Annotated in this window: 16 protein-coding genes; 5 read left to right on the top strand and 11 right to left on the bottom strand. The window is 64.2% G+C overall.

Annotated elements, in window-relative coordinates:
• Positions 1 to 33: 33 nt before the first annotated feature.
• A complete protein-coding gene (locus PU724_RS02045; protein WP_354419400.1) occupies positions 34 to 570 on the bottom strand; it encodes a GNAT family N-acetyltransferase in 537 nt (178 codons plus the stop codon).
• Between the two features lie 274 nt (positions 571 to 844).
• On the opposite strand from PU724_RS02045, the gene PU724_RS02040 reads away from it, so the two are divergent.
• Positions 845 to 1834: a glutathione S-transferase family protein gene (locus PU724_RS02040; RefSeq protein WP_354419398.1), complete on the top strand. Its 990-nt coding sequence runs from the start codon at positions 845 to 847 to the stop codon at positions 1832 to 1834.
• Positions 1835 to 1836: 2 nt separating this feature from the next.
• Here PU724_RS02040 and PU724_RS02035 read toward each other — a convergent pair whose 3' ends face one another.
• On the bottom strand, positions 1837 to 2310 hold the full coding sequence (locus PU724_RS02035) for an NUDIX domain-containing protein (RefSeq protein ID WP_354419396.1): 474 nt from the start codon (positions 2308 to 2310) through the stop codon (positions 1837 to 1839).
• 98 nt (positions 2311 to 2408) lie between these two features.
• Here PU724_RS02035 and PU724_RS02030 point away from each other — a divergent pair, with 98 nt between their 5' ends.
• Entirely contained in the window at positions 2409 to 3344 is a 936-nt protein-coding gene (locus tag PU724_RS02030) for a metallophosphoesterase family protein (protein WP_128346111.1), read from the top strand.
• On the opposite strand, the gene PU724_RS02025 is transcribed toward PU724_RS02030, so the two are convergent.
• The 4 genes from PU724_RS02025 to leuA form a co-directional block, all read right to left on the bottom strand.
• Positions 3334 to 3951 carry a hypothetical protein gene (locus PU724_RS02025; RefSeq protein ID WP_127282257.1) on the bottom strand — a complete coding sequence of 206 codons (618 nt, stop codon included), beginning with the start codon at positions 3949 to 3951 and terminating at the stop codon, positions 3334 to 3336. The two genes, PU724_RS02030 and PU724_RS02025, sit on opposite strands and share 11 nt — an antisense overlap.
• Positions 3952 to 4039: 88 nt before the next feature.
• Complete coding sequence (locus PU724_RS02020; RefSeq protein ID WP_354419395.1) at positions 4040 to 4822, bottom strand: alpha/beta fold hydrolase; 783 nt, start codon at positions 4820 to 4822, stop codon at positions 4040 to 4042.
• Between the two features lie 132 nt (positions 4823 to 4954).
• Positions 4955 to 6724: a tetratricopeptide repeat protein gene (locus tag PU724_RS02015; protein WP_354419394.1), complete on the bottom strand. Its 1770-nt coding sequence runs from the start codon at positions 6722 to 6724 to the stop codon at positions 4955 to 4957.
• 182 nt (positions 6725 to 6906) lie between these two features.
• Positions 6907 to 8628 carry a 2-isopropylmalate synthase gene (gene leuA, locus PU724_RS02010; protein WP_127282254.1) on the bottom strand — a complete coding sequence of 574 codons (1722 nt, stop codon included), beginning with the start codon at positions 8626 to 8628 and terminating at the stop codon, positions 6907 to 6909.
• 390 nt (positions 8629 to 9018) lie between these two features.
• Between leuA and PU724_RS02005 the strand changes: the two genes are divergently transcribed.
• Positions 9019 to 10185, top strand: a complete 1167-nt coding sequence (locus PU724_RS02005) for an ATP-grasp domain-containing protein (RefSeq protein ID WP_127391191.1) — start codon at positions 9019 to 9021, stop codon at positions 10183 to 10185.
• Between the two features lie 3 nt (positions 10186 to 10188).
• The gene (locus PU724_RS02000; protein WP_292349533.1) at positions 10189 to 10965 is read left to right on the top strand and encodes an esterase family protein; all 777 of its coding nucleotides are present in this window, start codon (positions 10189 to 10191) and stop codon (positions 10963 to 10965) included.
• Positions 10966 to 11052: 87 nt separating this feature from the next.
• On the opposite strand, the gene PU724_RS01995 is transcribed toward PU724_RS02000, so the two are convergent.
• The 4 genes from PU724_RS01995 to PU724_RS01980 all read right to left on the bottom strand — a co-directional run bounded on the left by PU724_RS01995 (position 11053) and on the right by PU724_RS01980 (position 13888).
• Positions 11053 to 12141: an AbrB family transcriptional regulator gene (locus PU724_RS01995; RefSeq protein ID WP_354419392.1), complete on the bottom strand. Its 1089-nt coding sequence runs from the start codon at positions 12139 to 12141 to the stop codon at positions 11053 to 11055.
• Positions 12142 to 12222: 81 nt separating this feature from the next.
• The gene (locus tag PU724_RS01990; protein WP_127282250.1) at positions 12223 to 12531 is read right to left on the bottom strand and encodes a putative quinol monooxygenase; all 309 of its coding nucleotides are present in this window, start codon (positions 12529 to 12531) and stop codon (positions 12223 to 12225) included.
• A gap of 49 nt (positions 12532 to 12580) precedes the next feature.
• On the bottom strand, positions 12581 to 13369 hold the full coding sequence (locus PU724_RS01985) for an SDR family NAD(P)-dependent oxidoreductase (protein ID WP_292099559.1): 789 nt from the start codon (positions 13367 to 13369) through the stop codon (positions 12581 to 12583).
• Positions 13370 to 13450: 81 nt separating this feature from the next.
• On the bottom strand, positions 13451 to 13888 hold the full coding sequence (locus PU724_RS01980) for a DsrE family protein (RefSeq protein ID WP_320254098.1): 438 nt from the start codon (positions 13886 to 13888) through the stop codon (positions 13451 to 13453).
• 165 nt (positions 13889 to 14053) lie between these two features.
• Here PU724_RS01980 and PU724_RS01975 point away from each other — a divergent pair, with 165 nt between their 5' ends.
• Entirely contained in the window at positions 14054 to 15136 is a 1083-nt protein-coding gene (locus PU724_RS01975; RefSeq protein WP_128275480.1) for a hypothetical protein, read from the top strand.
• 115 nt (positions 15137 to 15251) lie between these two features.
• Here the strand turns inward: PU724_RS01975 and PU724_RS01970 are convergent, their stop codons facing one another.
• Positions 15252 to 16199, bottom strand: coding sequence for a cation diffusion facilitator family transporter (locus PU724_RS01970; RefSeq protein WP_127282246.1), 948 nt, complete (start codon positions 16197 to 16199; stop codon positions 15252 to 15254).
• Between the last annotated feature and the right edge of the window lie 3 nt (positions 16200 to 16202).

Below are 16202 nucleotides of genomic sequence, written 5' to 3'. Positions count from 1 at the left end.
GACCGGGATCAATCGTGCCGATTGACCCGTGGATCAGGCCATTGCCGGGATTTGTTCGGGCAAACGCGCCTGATCCGCATGGGCGACCTCGCCCGTCAGTTTGGCCACGGCGCCCGGCTTGATTTCGTGGTGAAGCAGCCTGTCGAGATCGACGGGGCGCGGCATGGAAATCTGACCGCGCGGGAAGCGTTTGAAGCCGAGCGGGCCATAATAGGGCTCGTCGCCGACCAGGATCACGGCCGGTGCGCCGGCCTTGGCGGCGGCTTCCAGCGCGATCGCCACAAGCCGGCGGCCGATGCCGAGATTCTTGAAGGCGGGGCGCACCGCAAGCGGTCCGAGCATCAGCGCGCGCCCGGCGCCGGCGGCGATACGCGTCATCCGCACCGAGGCGACGACGGTGTCGCCATCGATGGCGACGAAGGACATCGCGCGATCATGCCCTCCGGCCTCGCGGATCTTGTAGGCGGCAAGCACGAAACGGCCCGGCCCGAAGGCCTCGTCGTTAATGGCTTCGATCTCGGGGTCATGCGCCGGGGTTTCCGGCAGGTATTCGACGTCGGCAAGGCTCATGGTCTTCGCGTTCCGGTATGCGAGGAAAGGTTTGCTGCAAGCGGCAGCGTTCGCCAGTCAGCGCTTCATCAAGCGCGGGCGCCCTTTCGTCGTCGGTCGAACCGGATTGTGGCAAAGTCCAACATGCGGATTTTCCGCTAGCATCAATTTCCGGCCGCTGCAATCCGCCGTTTTCGTTCGCCGATTCCGGCAAAGTGACGGTCTGTTCAGCAGATCGCGTCTTCGGGATCGCCGCCGTACGCCTACATGCAGCTCAAGCATCAAGGAGATTTGCATGGGATTGCTGGTCGAAGGCCGATGGCAGGATCGCTGGTACGAGACGGCCGACAATGGCGGCAGGTTCGTGCGGGCGCAGTCGCAATGGCGCGACTGGGTCACGCCCGACGGCGCGCCGGCCGAAGGCCGTACGCGCGGTTTCAAGGCCGAGCCGGGCCGCTACCATCTCTATGTCTCGCTCGCCTGTCCGTGGGCGCACAGGACGCTGATCTTCCGCGCGCTGAAGGGACTGGAAGACGCAATCTCGGTCTCCATCGTGCACCATTTCATGGGCGCGCACGGATGGACCTTCCTTGCCGAGGACGGCGCCACCGGCGACGCGCTGCATGGTCTCGATTTCCTGCACCAGGTCTACAGCAAGGCCGATCCGGCCTATTCGGGCCGGGTGACGGTGCCGGTGCTGTGGGACAGGAAGGAGGAAACGATCGTCTCGAACGAATCTTCCGAGATCATCCGCATGCTCAATTCGGCTTTCGACGAATGGGGCGACAAGAGCGTCGATTTCTATCCCGTGGCGTTGCGCGCGGAGATCGACCGCGTCAACGCGCTGGTCTACCCGGCCATCAACAACGGCGTCTATCGCGCCGGCTTCGCCACCACGCAGGCCGCGTATGAGGAGGCGTTCGAAGAGCTGTTTTCGGCCCTCGACAGCCTGGAGGATCGGCTGTCAAAGCAGCGCTATCTCGTTGGCGGCCGCATCACCGAGGCAGATTGGCGGCTGTTCACCACGCTGGCGCGCTTCGATCCGGTCTATGTCGGGCACTTCAAGTGCAACCTGCGCCGTATCGCAGACTATCCGAACCTGTCGAACTATCTGCGCGACCTTTACCAGGTGCCCGGCGTCTCGAAGACGGTCAATCTGCATAACATCAAGGCGCACTACTACGGCAGCCACAAGACGATCAACCCGACGGGCATCGTACCGGTCGGGCCAGAGCTCGACTATGGCGCGCCGCATGACCGCGCCCGGTTCGGGAAGGCTGCCTAGAGTTACCAATAAGGCGAGATCTCGGCCTTCGCGAAAATCTCGGCGATCCGCCGTAGCGTTGCAGGCGTCGTCGCTTCCGGCAAACGGTCGAGCGGGAAGAAGCCGGCTTCGGCGATTTCGTGGTCGGGCAGTTTCGGCGCGGTCTGTTTGAAGCTCTCGATCAGATAGAAGCCGACATGGTCGCGCCTGCTGGAGCGACGGTTGAAATGCACCGACTTCAGCACAGGCGCGGCCGTAATCGTGATGTTGCCCTCCTCGGCCAGCTCGCGCGCCAGGGCCTCCAGAAGCGTTTCGCCGACCTCGACGCCGCCGCCCGGCAACTGCCAGCCGGGCACATAGGTGTGGCGGATCAGGAAGACGCTGTTCGAGGCGCGATCGTGGACCAGGCCGCGCACACCGAGCGTCATCGGCCGCCTGAGCAGGAACAACAGATGGAACAGTCTTGCCCTGAGGCCCGGCCAGCCGGTCTGACGCATGGCCTGTTCCGGATCGAGGGGTTCCGTCACCGGGAGAACCGCGAGCGGGCGCAAAACCATGAGTGGAAAGCAGGCAGCGGCTCGCTTATGAAGAAGCTATGTTCAGGCTCGCGCATATTTCCGATGTCCATCTGGGGCCGCTTCCCGGTGTAACCTATCGCGAACTCGCCTCCAAGCGCGTGGTCGGCTACGTCAACTGGCAGCGCAACCGCCGCCGCCACATGCATGACGCGGTGATCGACACGATCGTCGCCGACCTCAAGGCCAGCCAGCCGGACCACCTCGCCGTCACCGGCGACCTGGTCAACCTGGCGCTCGACGGCGAGATCGAGATGGCCAGGCACTGGCTGGAGACGCTGGGCTCGCCCGACGACGTTTCGGTCGTGCCCGGAAATCACGATGCCTACGTGCCGGGCGCCTTCGACAAGGTCTGCCGGTCATGGGCGGCGTGGATGAGCGGCGACGGCACCGGCGGACCGGTCGACCGCAATGCCTTTCCCTATCTGCGCGTGCGCGGCAATGTCGCGCTGATCGGCGTTTCGACGGCGCGCGCCACCGCGCCGTTCATGGCCAACGGCTTCTTCAGGGCAGGCCAGGCGCGAAGGCTCGGCAAGATACTGGACGCAACGGCCGGCAGCGGCCTGTTTCGGGTGGTGATGATCCACCATCCGCCGGTGCGCGGCGCCGTTTCCCAATACAAGCGCCTGTTCGGCATCGAGCTCTTCCAGCGGACGGTAAATCGGCATGGCGCCGAGCTTGTCCTGCACGGCCATTCGCACGATCCGAGCCTGTTCTTCATCGGCACTCGCGGTGTCAGGATCCCGGTCGTCGGTGTCGCCGCGGCCGGGCAGGGGCTCGGCGGCAGGCACCCGGCGGCGCAGTACAATCTGGTCGACATCGAAGGCGAAAAGGGCGACTGGCAGGTCCGCCTGACCCGGCGCGGGCTGACTGGACCGGCAATGCCGCCGTCGGACCTGCAAGTGATCGAACTGGGAGCCGATGCCGAGGCATCGCGCCCATTGGTCAAAAGCTGATTTTCATCGCCGCGAGACGATCCCAGAACAGCACGAGCGATACGGCAAGCCCGACCAGTGCGCCGGCCGCAATCAGGCCGAGACCGGACAGGACAGCCGACCAGGCCCTGCCGCGCCGGGCCGCCCGCAAAGGCGGTTCGGCTTCCGTCACCAAGGCGCGCTGCAGCCTCGGGATGGCATGTTCGGCACCGCCTTCCATCATCCGCTGTCGCTCGACGACGCGCTCTGCCACATAGCGTGTCACCTGATCGGCGACGACCTTCATCTCGCTCGATTCAGCGAGGACCACGCGGCCGATGCGCGTGTCCCTGAGGAAGCGATAGGTGCGACGGTCGCGGCCCATGGCGACGTGGCTGACGGCATCGATCCACAAGCGCGGCTGCAGACCGGACGAGACCGCGAAGTCGAAATTGTCCATGTCGGTGGGCACCTCGGCAAAGACAGGGGCGAGCTCGGCGGCAAGCAGATCGAGCCGCATGCGGTGCGCATCGCGCATGTCGACGACGATATCGTCGCGATCGGCGAAAGCGTTCTTCACGTCGCGGATGGCGTCGGACAGCTTGTGCGACGCCTCGATCGGGGTGGTTTTCTCGCCTGCGTCCTTCATCGGCGGCTGCCTCGCGGTTGGTTAACAGCGGGTTAACACAGTCGCCGGCAAAATGCACTGCCGAGATGGTGGTTAAGCCTTGCCGCCCTTACGCCATGGCCGAGCGCCTGGGGCGCCGACTTGTGTTGCGACGCACGGCGGAAGCGACCAGATCGGATGCTTCCTCGACCAGCATATGGCCGGCTTCCAGCACATGATGCAGGTGAAACTGCGCCGGCAAGTCGTTGGCCTGGGCAACCGGCAGCATGGCGTCGTCCGTGCCCCAGACCACCATCACCGGCATGGCGAGCGTGCCCAACTGTTCGCGCGGAATGGCGCCTTGCCGATCGTCCCTGGTCATGACGGCGGCGATCTCGACAAGCTTCTGCACCTGACCGGGGCGTTCGCGCATCTCGGCAAGCGTATCCACAATGTCTTCCGGGGGCAGTTCCCCTGGTCCGGACATGGCGGCCAAACAGGTACGGACCTCGTTTCTGCCGGCGGCAGCCGCATAGCGGCGCAACAGCGGCCCGTTGATCTCAGTGCCAAATCCACCCGGCGCTAGAAGCGTCAGCGAGGCTACCCTTTCGGGCTCGCTCAACGCCATCAGGGTCGCGACCGCGCCGCCCATCGAATGGCCGACGAGATGCACCTTCTTCCTTCCGCGTGTCGCCAGGTCGGCGAGAATGGCCTTGGCGGCGGAGCGTGCCGATGTGCCAGGGACACCGAGCGAAAGGCCGTGGCCGGGAAGGTCGTAAGCAAGCGTCCGCAGGCCGGGAGACAGCGTCGAGATCACCCGGCGCCAGACATCATGGCACCCGCCAAAGCCGTGCAGGAAAACGACAACCTTCGAGCCGGCGCCCCGTTCGGCGGCATAAACGGAAGAATCCATGAAAATATATGAGTTTGTCCAAGCCCAAGCGACCGAACGGGCGCCCGGTAGTCAAATTGTGGCTCGATTGCTCTTTGTCCAGAGCAACAGTCAGTAAATTTTCTGCGATCAGTCGCGCCGGTCTAATACAATTTAGCTGGGGTTACCAAGGCCTGCTGCCTGCAAAGCTTGGACCAACCTGTCGGTGAGATCGGCGGGGTATTTCCGGTCGACGAAGGTCGCGCGCGGATCGGCGGCGAATTTCGGGAATTTGGCGACGAGTTCGTCGACCAACTGGCCGGCCAACTGGTCGCGGCCGGCAAGCTTGGCGCCGATCAGGCGCGCGGCCAGATAATGCGACTTGGTTGCGGTCGTCCGCAACGATTCACTGGCGATGGCAGCCTGCCTCGTATCGCCCAGCATGAATGCTCCGACAAAAAGTCCGTAGTCCCACCATGTCGGATGGCCGCTGAAGGTCTCGACGGCGTGCGCCATGATAGGGGTACCTTCGCTGTACCTGCCGGCGAAGACCAGGCCGTAGCCGTAGGCCGCGGCCATGCCGAGATCGTAAGGGTTCAGCTCGTGGGCCTTGCGCATCCAGCGTATCGCTTCATCCGTATTGCCGAGGCGCGAATTGAGATAGCCATAGGCGCGATGCGCATAGGGGCTGGTCGGGCCGATCTGCACGGCACGATGGGCAAACGACATCGCCTGCTCGATCGTGGCGCCGGAGGGGTAGGCGTAGTGATCGGTGACGGCCTCGAGATGCAGGGAGGCAAGCTCTGAATAGACGAGTGACGATCGTGCACCCTGGCGGGCCAGATCCTCGAGGCAACGGTAGGCGGCCTCATGCGTCGTGGCGCTTTGATCGAGATAGTATCTGTCGTTGAGCACCAGGCATTGCGTCAGGCCGGTGCCGAGACCGCCTTGATCGATATAGCCGTAGATCGGCCCGGAGGCCGGAATGGTCGAGGTCAGTATGTTGGCGACGCTGTCCTCGACGGCGTCTGGCGCATTGTCCTCGGCCGTCAGGTTGCGCGACAGAAGCACCCTGCCGGTAGCGACGTTCTGCAGCTCGATCGTTACGTCGCTCGGCGTGGGTCCAGGCACGATGTCGAATACGAAGCTGGTGGCGTCGGCGGCCGGATCGTGGGTGCCGTCGGCGTCGCGTCCAATGAAGTCTATGGTGTCGAAACCGGCAAGGCCGGAGCGCAGCGAAGCGGCGACGCGTGCAGCTTCCGGACTGCCCGCCTTCACGGCGATGTAGATCAAAGGCAGGTTCTCCGCCGGCGGCGAAGCGACGCTGCTGGTCGCCGTCGTCTCGACCGTCGAGGCGGTATCCGCGCCGCCGAGCAAGGCATCGCCACCCTGGCGAAGGATGAGCACGCCCAGCATGGCGATGACGAGGGCGAACGCGCCCCAGAAAAAGCGCAGGTGGCGTGTGAGCGAAGGAGCAGGCGCGGAAGCCGCAGGCGGCGACATCAGCGGCGCCTGAGCAAGGCCGGGTTCTTCGGGCAATCCCGGCGCGACGATGGCCGAAGCGGCGCTCTCCGCCTGCCTTTGTTCGTCCGGCAGGCGAATGGCATTCAGCTCATAGGAGGGAACATAGCCGCCGCGCGGGATGGCGATACGCACCGGTTCGGCAATGCCTTCATTGGCGAAATAGTGCTGCAGAAGCTCGCGCAGCCTGCCCGCCTGCACGCGCACCACGGCATCGGTCGACGGGTCGAAGTCGCCGTCCCTGCCGAAAACATCCATGGCGATGGAGAAGCCCTTGAGCCGGTCGCCTTCGCCGGCCTGCTCGCGCTCGACCAGATAGCGCAGCAGCTTTCGGGCACGCTCCGAGCGTCCGAATGTTTCGCTGGCAAGCAGTCGCTCAAGTGTCTCGCGCACTGCGGGGGCGGCAGGCGTGGCATGCTGCAAGTGTCGAACCTCTCGAAGTCGGCACAGGTTAGGGCGCGATCATATAGTGATGGGACTGCCGCACAAGCATACTTGTATTATGCTATCGCGTAAGCCACCGGATAATTGCCCATGGTTAACGGGGCCGGTATCGCAATGCGTGCGGAGCGCCGCGGACGTGCGACGCTCCGGGTAGGCATTGATCAGCCCGCCTTGCGGCCGACGATGCGGTTGGCGGCCGAGACCACAGCCTCCAGCGAAGCGGCGACGATGTTGGTGTTGATGCCGGCGCCGAACAGCTTGCCGCCGGGGTGCTCCATCTCGACATAGGAGATGGCGGAGGCATTCGAGCCGCGCTGCAGCGAATGTTCGGAATAGTCGAGCACCGACATCTCGACGCCGACATGGCGCGACAGCGCATCGACGAACCCATCGATCGGGCCGGTGCCGGTGCCGGTGATGGTCACCTCTTTGCCCTTGTCGAGGATCACCGCCTCGATCACGCGCCGGCCCTTCACCTCGGTGTCGGGATAGGTTTGGTGGTCGATGAATTTCAGCCGGGCGCGGGGCTGGTCGACATAGGTATCGAGGAAGCGCTCATGGATGCGCTTGGCCGGCACTTCCTTGCCTTCGGCGTCGGTGATCGCCTGGATGGCCTGGCTGAACTCGATCTGCAGATTGCGCGGCAGATTGAGCCCGTAGTCGGCCTGCAGCACATAGGCGATGCCTCCCTTGCCGGACTGCGAGTTGATGCGGATGATCGCCTCGTAGGTGCGGCCGACATCGGCAGGGTCGATCGGCAGATAGGGCACTTCCCAGAGCGGCGTGTTGGCCTTCTTCAGCGCCTTCATGCCCTTGTTGATGGCGTCCTGGTGCGAGCCGGAAAAGGCGGTGTAGACCAGCTCGCCGACATATGGATGGCGCTCCGGGATTTTCAGCTGGTTCGAATATTCATAGACGTCCTTCATCCGGTTGATGTCGGAACAATCGAGCTCAGGATCGACGCCTTGTGTGTACATGTTGAGCGCCAGCGTGACGATGTCGACATTGCCGGTGCGCTCGCCATTGCCGAACAGCGTGCCCTCAACGCGGTCGGCGCCGGCCATCAGGCCGAGCTCGGTGGTGGCGATGCCGGTGCCGCGGTCGTTGTGCGGATGCAGCGAGACGATCAGGTTCTCGCGATTGTCGAGATTGCGGCACATCCACTCGATACGGTCGGCGTAGATGTTGGGCGTCGACATCTCGACCGTCGAAGGCAGATTGATGATCAGCTTGTTTTCAGCCGTCGGCTTCACGATCTCGGTTACCGCGTTGCAGATCTCCAGCGCGACTTCGAGCTCGGTGCCGGTGAAGCTCTCCGGCGAGTATTCAAAGCGATAGCCGCCGCCGGCCTTTGCCGCCATGTCGGTGATCATCTTGGCGGCGTCGGTGGCGATGCGCTTGATGCCGGCAACGTCCTTTTCGAAGACGACGCGGCGCTGCAATTCGCTGGTGGAGTTGTAGAAGTGCACGATCGGGTTGCTGGCATCCTTCAGCGCCTCGAAGGTGCGGGTGATCAGCTCCGGGCGGCATTGCACCAGCACCTGCAGCGAGACATCGGCCGGCACGTTGCCTTCCTCGATGCACCAGCGCGCGAAATCGAAATCGGTCTGCGAGGCCGAAGGGAAACCGATCTCGATCTCCTTGAAGCCCATGTCGAGCAGCAGCGCGAACATGCGCGCCTTGCGCTCATGGCCCATCGGGTCGATCAGCGCCTGGTTGCCGTCGCGCAGGTCGACCGAGCACCAGATCGGCGCCTTGTCGATGACCTTCGACGGCCAGGTGCGATCGGTGAGGCCGACGGTCGGGTAGGGTTGGTATTTGCGGGCGGCGTCCGTCATGCCCTTCTCGGCATGGTCAGCCTGAATGTCTTCTCGTGCGTTCATCGTCATCTCTCCCGGCGGCTCGCGGATCCGCCTTCAGACGGATTGGTGCCGAGCGGCGCCTTTACCAAAGTTTCGTTCGCTTGATGTGACTTGCCAACTGGCCAAGGAGCGTGCGCGTAAGCGGCGATTTCGACCGCCGGGCGCTCCTTCAGCGAACCCGGCGATCGCCGATAAGGCCGAGAAGAAGCAGAGTGGAAGCAAGCGCGCGCACGGTCTCGCCGGCAAAGCCGGTCGGACGGGAAGCGACAGAGGAGGCGCGCGTGTTCATGGCGGTTCTCATACAGGAGCAGCATTCGAGAGGCAAGTGCCGGCGCGGCCAGGCTCTTCCCCACGTCCGGCAAATGCGCCAAACTCGCCGGACGAGGCAGCGACGCCGGGGGAGGCCCATCCATGAATTTTGTGTTCTTCTCGCCGCATTTTCCGGCCAATGGCGCCGACTTCTGCGATCGGCTGAAGAAGGCCGGCGCCACCGTGCTTGGCATCGGCGATGCGCCTTATGAGGCGCTGAGCGGAAAACTGAAGGCGGCGCTGTCGGAATATTACCGCGTCGCCGACATGGAGGACTACGAGCCGGTGTTCCGGGCGATGGGCCATTTCATCCACAAATGGGGGCGCATCGACCGTTTCGAGTCGCTCAACGAGCATTGGCTGGAGCTGGAAGCCAACATCCGCACCGACTTCAATATCTTTGGCACCAAGCTCGATTTCGTGAAGAACCTGAAGCGCAAGAGCCGCATGCGCGCCTTCTTCCGCAAGAGCGGCGTCGAGACCATTCCGCAGCGCAAATGCTCCGATCGGGCGGGCGCCATGACCTTCATCCGCCGTGTCGGCTATCCGGTGGTGGTGAAGCCTGATTCCGGCTCGGGCGCCTCGAACACATTCAAGATCTCCAATGCGAAGGAGCTCGACCAGTTCTTCCGGGACAAACCGGAGGGCGTGACCTTCGTCATGGAGCAATTCATCGAGGGGCTGGTGGTGACGTTCGACGGTCTGGTCAACCGCGACGGCGAGGTGGTGCTGGCGGCCAGCCACCGCTACGACCAGAGCGTCATGGAGGTGGTCAACCGCGACCGCCACATGAGCTACACCTGCTTTCCCGAAATCAGCCCGGCGGTGGAAGAGGCGGGCCGCAAAATCCTCAAGGCGTTCGACGTCCGCGAGCGGTTCTTCCACATCGAGCTGTTCGAGACCAAGGACAAGCGCGTCATCGCGCTCGAGGTCAACATGCGCCCGCCGGGCGCCTGGATGACGGATGCCATCAACTACACGTTCGACGTCGACGTCTATGCGGCATGGGCCGACATGGTGGTCAAGGACGCCGCCGGCGGACCCTACGAAGGCAAGTATTTCACCGCCTACGCCAGCCGCAAACGCCACCTCCACTATTTGCACAGCCATGCGGACGTGCTAGCCGCCCATGGCGACAAGATCGTCCATCACCAGGCCATCGAAGAGGTTTTCAGCCGCGCCATGGGGAATTACGCCTACCAGATGCGTTCGAAGGACCAGACGGCGCTGCGCCAGGCGGTCGACTATATCCACGCGGAAAAGGCGTGAGCGATGGACGTCTCCTACCACAAGGGATTTGCCAAAAATCTCGGCCGCGACATGGAGTACAAGCGCTACGGCCATGCCGGCCGGCCGGTCGTGGTGTTCCCGACCTCGCAAGGGCGCTTCTACCAGTTCGAGGATTCCGGCGGGGTGGGGGCGCTGGCCGAATTCATCGATACAGGCCGCATCCAGCTGTTCACGCTCGACGGCATCGATTCCGAATCCTTCTTCGACAAACATGGCGATCCTGCGCAGCGCATCGCGCGTCATGAAGCCTATTTCCGCTATGTGCGCGAGGAAGCACTGCCGGAACTGCGGGCGATTGCCGCCAAGGCCAATGGCGGGCGCAATCTGAAGCCGCTGTTCTCTGGCTGTTCGATGGGCGGCTATCATTCGTCGAACTTCGTCTTCCGCTTTCCGGAGCTGGCCAGCGGCGTCATTGCGCTGTCCGGCGTCTATTCGACGCGCGATTTCTTCGGCCGGACGCTCGAGGGCAGCATCTTCTTCAACTCGCCGCTCGACTATTTGCCGGGCATCGTGGACCAGAAGCTGCTCGGCCGGCTGCGGGCGCTGAGGCTGATCTTCTGCTGCGGGCAGGGCGCCTGGGAAGAGCGCATGCTGGTCGAAACGCGCGAACTGGAACAGGTGCTGCGCGACAAGTCCATCCCCGCCTGGGTCGACTATTGGGGCGGCGATGTCAGCCATGACTGGCCATGGTGGCACAAGCAGCTGGTCTATTTCTTCGGCCGCTGGCTGGACGAGGACCTGATGAAGCGGCTGGATTGAACCGCAACCGACCCGGTCCGCGGTTTTGCGAAGCTTGCCGATGTCGGCGGCACAAGGGCCTTTCCAGGCAGGTTCGGGCGCTTTGCCCTATTCCTTAATGCTTCTCGCCACCAGCCGCGCCACGCTCGGGCCGACGAGCAGCACGACGAGGAAGCGGGCCGACTGCAGCGCCATGACGAAGGAAATGTCGACGTTCTGCGCCGCGGCGGCGATGATGGCGACGCTGTCCATGCCGCCGGGGCTGGTCGCCAGATAGGCGGTGAGCGGATCGATGCCGAGCACGCGGCTGATGACGAATGCCATGCCGCCGCAAAAGGCGATCAGCGCCACGATCGAGCCGATGATCTGCGGCAATGCGCGGGTCGCGTCGCGCAGGATCGGCCGGGTGAAGTTCAGGCCGATCGACCAGCCGATCAGGGCGTAGCTGACGGCGAGCAGCCATTGCGGCAATTGCATCTCCACGCCGAAGCCGAGATGGACGATGGTGCCGAAGATGAAGGTGCCGAGGAAGAACGGCGACGGCAGCCGGCAAAGCCGGCCGAGCAGGCCGCCGACAATCGCGACAGCGAGCATCGCGGCAAAGGCCATCCATTCGATCGCCGGGAACCAGACGATGGCCGGGGCTTCGATGCCCGATGTGTCGACCCACATACGGGCGATCAGCGCCGCGGTCATCGAGACGAAGATGACGCGCAGATACTGCATGAAGGCGACGAGCCGCTGGTCGGCGCCGAAGGCGCCCGCCATCAGCACCATGGCCGTGGCCGCTCCCGGCGACGAGCCCCAGACGGCCGTGGTGCCGGGCGGTATGCGCCAGCGGCTGATCAGCCAGCCAAGCAGGCTGGAGGCGGCGACGGTCGCAATCACGGCGCCAAGGAAGAGCGGCCATTCCTTGTAGAAGACGGGGAAGATGTCGGCGGAGATCGAAGCGGCGACGAGGCAGCCGACGACGGCTTGCGCCGAGCCGAACAGGGGGCGCGGTACGCGCACCGTGGCGCCGTTGGTTCCGGCGAGGATCGCCGCCAGCATCGGTCCGATCAGCAGCGCCGCCGGCAGAGCAGCGACTTCCAGCGCGCCGGCGAACAGCAGCGAGAGCGCCAGCAGCACCAGCCACTGCCGCGGCCGACGGAGTCGCGCCATGCGTTCAACGGGCGGTTGTTCCGGCGAGGAGTCCATACCCGGCTCTTAGACCGGGCGGGGACAAATGCGAACCCATTTCCCGCGCAAAAGTCCTGATTTGCGTTGCTCCAGGGCGCGTCAGCCGGTGTTGCCGGCGGGCAAGCCGAAGCCGCCGACCGGATGGGTCTCCACCTGGAACTCAAAACCGGCGATGAAGGGCCGCGCCTTGGCGATCGCCGCCTGGACTTCGGGCAATTGCAAGGACGTCTTGTGGCTCGCCTGGTCGGTCCACACCTCGGTGACCCAGATCGCGTCGGCATCGGCGGGGTCGGTGGCGATGATGTAGCTCAGGCAACCAGGCAAGGCGCCGGTGCTTTCGCGCAGCACGTCCATGACCGCATCGCGCTGACCGCGCGCCGCCCGCATCTTGCCGATCAGTCCGTACATTTGCCCATGTCTCCTTACGGTTGCGCGACAAGAGTATGCAGTCGGCGCCTCACGGCATCAACTGGCCACCGTTCACCTCGATCACCTGGCCGGTGATATAGCCGCTCAACAAGTCGGACGACAGGAACAGATAGGCGCCGACGCAATCCTCGGCGGTGCCGGCGCGCCCCTGCGGAATGGTGGCGACCATGCCCTTCATCTGTTCATCGGTCGAATAGCGTTCGTGGAAGGGCGTGGCGATGGTGCCCGGCGCCACGGCGTTGACGCGGATGCCGAAGCCTATCAGTTCCTTGGCCATGCCGCGGGTCACGTTGGAGACGAAGGCCTTGGCCGAGCCGTAGAGACCGGCACCACCGCCGGCGCCATTGCGGGCGGCGATCGAGGAGGTGTTGACGATGAAGCCACCCTGGCGCTTCAGCCAGGGTATCGCCTTGCGCGAGGCGGTGAGCACGGACCGCGCGTTGAGGTCCATCACCGCGTCGTAATGCGCCTCGGTCTGCTCGGCATAGGCAATCCGGCCGAGCATGCCGCCGGCATTGTTGACCAGCCCGTCGAGGCGGCCGAAATGGCTGGCACTCTCCTCGACGACACGCTCGACATCGGCGGACACCGAGAAATCACCCTGGGTGAGGAAGACCTCGCCGCCGCGGTCGCGGATGATGCTGGCGAGCGTCTCGGCGGCCTCGCGGCTCGCATTGTAGTGGAGCGCGACGCGGCATTTCTGCTTCGCATAGGCCAGTGCAAGGGCGGCGCCGATGCCGGTCGAAGCCCCGGTGACCAGCACCGCTCTATCTGCGAGATCCGGGATGACAAGGGCAGAGCTAGCGGTCGCCGGCATTTCGATCCTCCGAATTTACGCCCGTCCTTGGTAGGACCTCGCCGCCCCGGTATTCAAGCCCCCGGTCGTAACCCCGGGACTCTAGGGCCTGAGATAGACATAGCCCTGGCGCTGCAGCTCGGCGAGCTTGACGACGCCGCCCTTGTCGGCGACCTGGAAGCCGGCGAGCAGGTCGGCAAGCGTGATGTCCATGCCATGCATGGTGTTGCCGCAGGCTTGCGGAACCAGCCCCTGCTGGACCAGCCCGGCAAACCGGCTGGACGTGGCGCCGGATGCGGCCTTGGTCTTAAAGGCCGCAAGGGCCGGGCCATGCACGACAAGCACGATGTCGACATTGCCGCCGGTGCCTTCGTAGTGGTTGTTGATGTTGCCCAGGACGAAATTGGCCTTGTCGACGTCGCTGAGGTGATAGGCGACCTTCAGCCTTTCCTCCTCCGCGGCAGCCGCCTTGATCTGGCGCAGTCCGAAAAGGCCGGCGGCCCCGGCAAGACCGACACGGAAAATATCTCGGCGCAGCATCGCTCTTCCTCCACCAGCCGGGCACTATGGCCTTGCGTGGCCCCGGCCTCGCTAACCATTTGTTTCTACGCAATTCCCTATGGAAAACCGTTACACGCTTTTCCCGGAACTGCTCCTAGACTAGCATGAATCGCAGTCACGTCCTGTCGGTGGGAGGAGGGTCACATGACGTCGAGGATAGCGGTGGGCGCGGCGCTTGGCGCTGTATTGTTCGTTGTCGGCGCGGCTCTTGCCGACGACACTCCCAAGCTGACGGAACTCAGCCCCAACGGCGCCGATGCCTGTTTCGGACGCGTCTACGACGCGGCGCACCTCAAGGCGCATCCAAAGCAGAAGGTGGCGCGCATCTTCTTTTACTATGGCCACGATCCGGTCAGCCGGCCGAACGAGGAGCCGAGCACGTTTGGCGGCGCCGCCTATGATGGCTTTCTCACCACCACGGTGCGCGGCACCAAGAAGCCGGAATGGGCAGCAGGCTGGTGCAATCGTCAATCCGAGGACGGCAAGAGCGGCCCGATCCATTGCGGCATGGAATGCGACCGCACGCTCGCTTCGCTCAAGGTCGACGACAAAGGCCGGCTGATCGTCTCCAACGTACAGCCCGATGTCTATCTCGACGCCGGCGCGGAGGAGGAACTCGGCACGGCGCAGTACAACAAGCAGGCGCTGGGCAGCGAGGACGACAATTTCCGCCTCGACCCGATGCCGGCCGCGACCTGCAAGGCGGAATTCGCGCGCATCGATCCGATCGATCCGGCGCTCGGGGCGCCGTTGCGGGAGCGGCTGCAGCCCGACCAGGCCTTCTGCTATGGCCGCGACTACGATGCCGCGCATCTGAAATCGCACCCCGACCAGGTGACGCAGTCGATCCGGGTTTTCCGCGGGCCGGTCGAACTCGCCTCCTACGCTTCAGGCGGCGATGTGGCCAACTGGCCGGACGGCGCCGACATCGCCGTTTCGGTGACGACCAGGCTGAAAACGGGCAAGGTCACGCAGACCTATTCCTGCCAGGGCGAGGCCGACCAGTGGCGCTGCGCGGCAAGCTCGAAGATGAGCGATTTTGCCTGCGACGTCTCCCAGAAGGAGATTTTCCTCAAGCGCGGCGTCAACGGCACGATGATGCTGGCCAACCCCAACAGCGCGCTTGCCATCGTCGATCTCTGCTCGAAGGCGGCGGATGGCAAGACGAAGTCCGACGACAAGGTCTATCGGCTGAACCCAATGCCGCAGTCGGCCTGCGCACCGTAAGGTCTGTCGTTTCAGGTGATGCCGGCCTGCGAACGGCAACTTCCTGCGCTTCCGGTGCTCACGTACTTCAAGTACGCTCCGCTCCGGTTCTCGCATCAACAGACCTTGCTCGAGATCAAGCGAACGGCACCGCCGTCGTGCCCTTGGGCAGCTTCGCCTCATCGTCCGGCTCGACATGGATGGTGACGCGGACCGAGGGGATTTCGGCCTTCAGCGCGTCCTCGATGCGGTCGCAGATGACATGGCTGTCGCCCACCGTCATACCGGCGTCGACGACCATGTGAAATTCGATGAAGGTGGCGCGGCCGGCGATGCGCGTCTTGAGGTCGTGCACCTCAAGCGCGCCCTTCGAATTGGCCGAGATGATGTCGCGGATGCGCATATGCTCCTGCGTATCCACCGCGCGGTCCATGAGGCCGCTCAGCGATTCTCCGGTAAGCTTCCAGCCCTGGTAGAGGATGTTCAGCGCCACGAGCAGCGCAAGCAGCGGGTCGAGGATCCGCCAGCCGGTCATCACCGCGGCAACAAGGCCGACGATGACGCCGACCGAAGTCAGCACGTCGGTCATGATATGCTGACCGTCGGCGACCAATGCCGGCGATCGTTCGGCGCGGCCGTTGCGGATCAGCACCAAGGCCCAGGCGGCGTTGACCACAGCGGCGCCGCCGTTGATCATCAAGCCCTCCCAGGGCTGTTCGATCAATGCCGGGTTCTGCAGCGACTGCCACACCTTGGCTATGATCAGCATCGCCGCCACGACGATCAGCACGCCCTCGAGCACCGCCGAAAAATATTCAGCCTTGTGATGACCGAAAGGATGGTCGCTGTCGGCTGGTTTGTGGCTGATGCGGATGGCCCAGAGAGCGGCGGTCGCCGTGATGACGTTGACGATCGATTCCAGCGCGTCGGAATAGAGGGCGACGGAGCCGGTCATCTGCCAGGCGACAAACTTCAGCCCCATCACCAGGAAGGCGATGACGATCGACCAGAAGGCAAGGCTGGCAACCTTGCGCTTGGCTGCGGCTTTTGCCGCGGCCGCCGCCATGTCTTCCGTTGCGGCCATCGC

The organism is Mesorhizobium abyssinicae, assembly GCF_049887195.1.
In the GTDB taxonomy this organism is placed as follows: Bacteria; Pseudomonadota; Alphaproteobacteria; order Rhizobiales; family Rhizobiaceae; genus Mesorhizobium; species Mesorhizobium abyssinicae.
This window is presented reverse-complemented; position numbering and strand designations above follow the sequence as displayed.

Coding starts and splice junctions, on each gene's coding strand:
- PU724_RS01995 (WP_354419392.1), bottom strand. CDS start 12,141: ATGGACTCCTCGCCGGAACAACCGCCCGTTGAACGCATGGCGCGACTC.
- PU724_RS02025 (WP_127282257.1), bottom strand. CDS start 3,951: ATGAAGGACGCAGGCGAGAAAACCACCCCGATCGAGGCGTCGCACAAG.
- PU724_RS02030 (WP_128346111.1), top strand. CDS start 2,409: ATGTTCAGGCTCGCGCATATTTCCGATGTCCATCTGGGGCCGCTTCCC.
- PU724_RS01970 (WP_127282246.1), bottom strand. CDS start 16,199: ATGGCCGCAACGGAAGACATGGCGGCGGCCGCGGCAAAAGCCGCAGCC.
- PU724_RS02020 (WP_354419395.1), bottom strand. CDS start 4,822: ATGGATTCTTCCGTTTATGCCGCCGAACGGGGCGCCGGCTCGAAGGTT.
- PU724_RS01985 (WP_292099559.1), bottom strand. CDS start 13,369: ATGCCGGCGACCGCTAGCTCTGCCCTTGTCATCCCGGATCTCGCAGAT.
- leuA (WP_127282254.1), bottom strand. CDS start 8,628: ATGAACGCACGAGAAGACATTCAGGCTGACCATGCCGAGAAGGGCATG.
- PU724_RS02035 (WP_354419396.1), bottom strand. CDS start 2,310: ATGCGTCAGACCGGCTGGCCGGGCCTCAGGGCAAGACTGTTCCATCTG.
- PU724_RS01980 (WP_320254098.1), bottom strand. CDS start 13,888: ATGCTGCGCCGAGATATTTTCCGTGTCGGTCTTGCCGGGGCCGCCGGC.
- PU724_RS01975 (WP_128275480.1), top strand. CDS start 14,054: ATGACGTCGAGGATAGCGGTGGGCGCGGCGCTTGGCGCTGTATTGTTC.
- PU724_RS02000 (WP_292349533.1), top strand. CDS start 10,189: ATGGACGTCTCCTACCACAAGGGATTTGCCAAAAATCTCGGCCGCGAC.
- PU724_RS02005 (WP_127391191.1), top strand. CDS start 9,019: ATGAATTTTGTGTTCTTCTCGCCGCATTTTCCGGCCAATGGCGCCGAC.
- PU724_RS02045 (WP_354419400.1), bottom strand. CDS start 570: ATGAGCCTTGCCGACGTCGAATACCTGCCGGAAACCCCGGCGCATGAC.
- PU724_RS01990 (WP_127282250.1), bottom strand. CDS start 12,531: ATGTACGGACTGATCGGCAAGATGCGGGCGGCGCGCGGTCAGCGCGAT.
- PU724_RS02040 (WP_354419398.1), top strand. CDS start 845: ATGGGATTGCTGGTCGAAGGCCGATGGCAGGATCGCTGGTACGAGACG.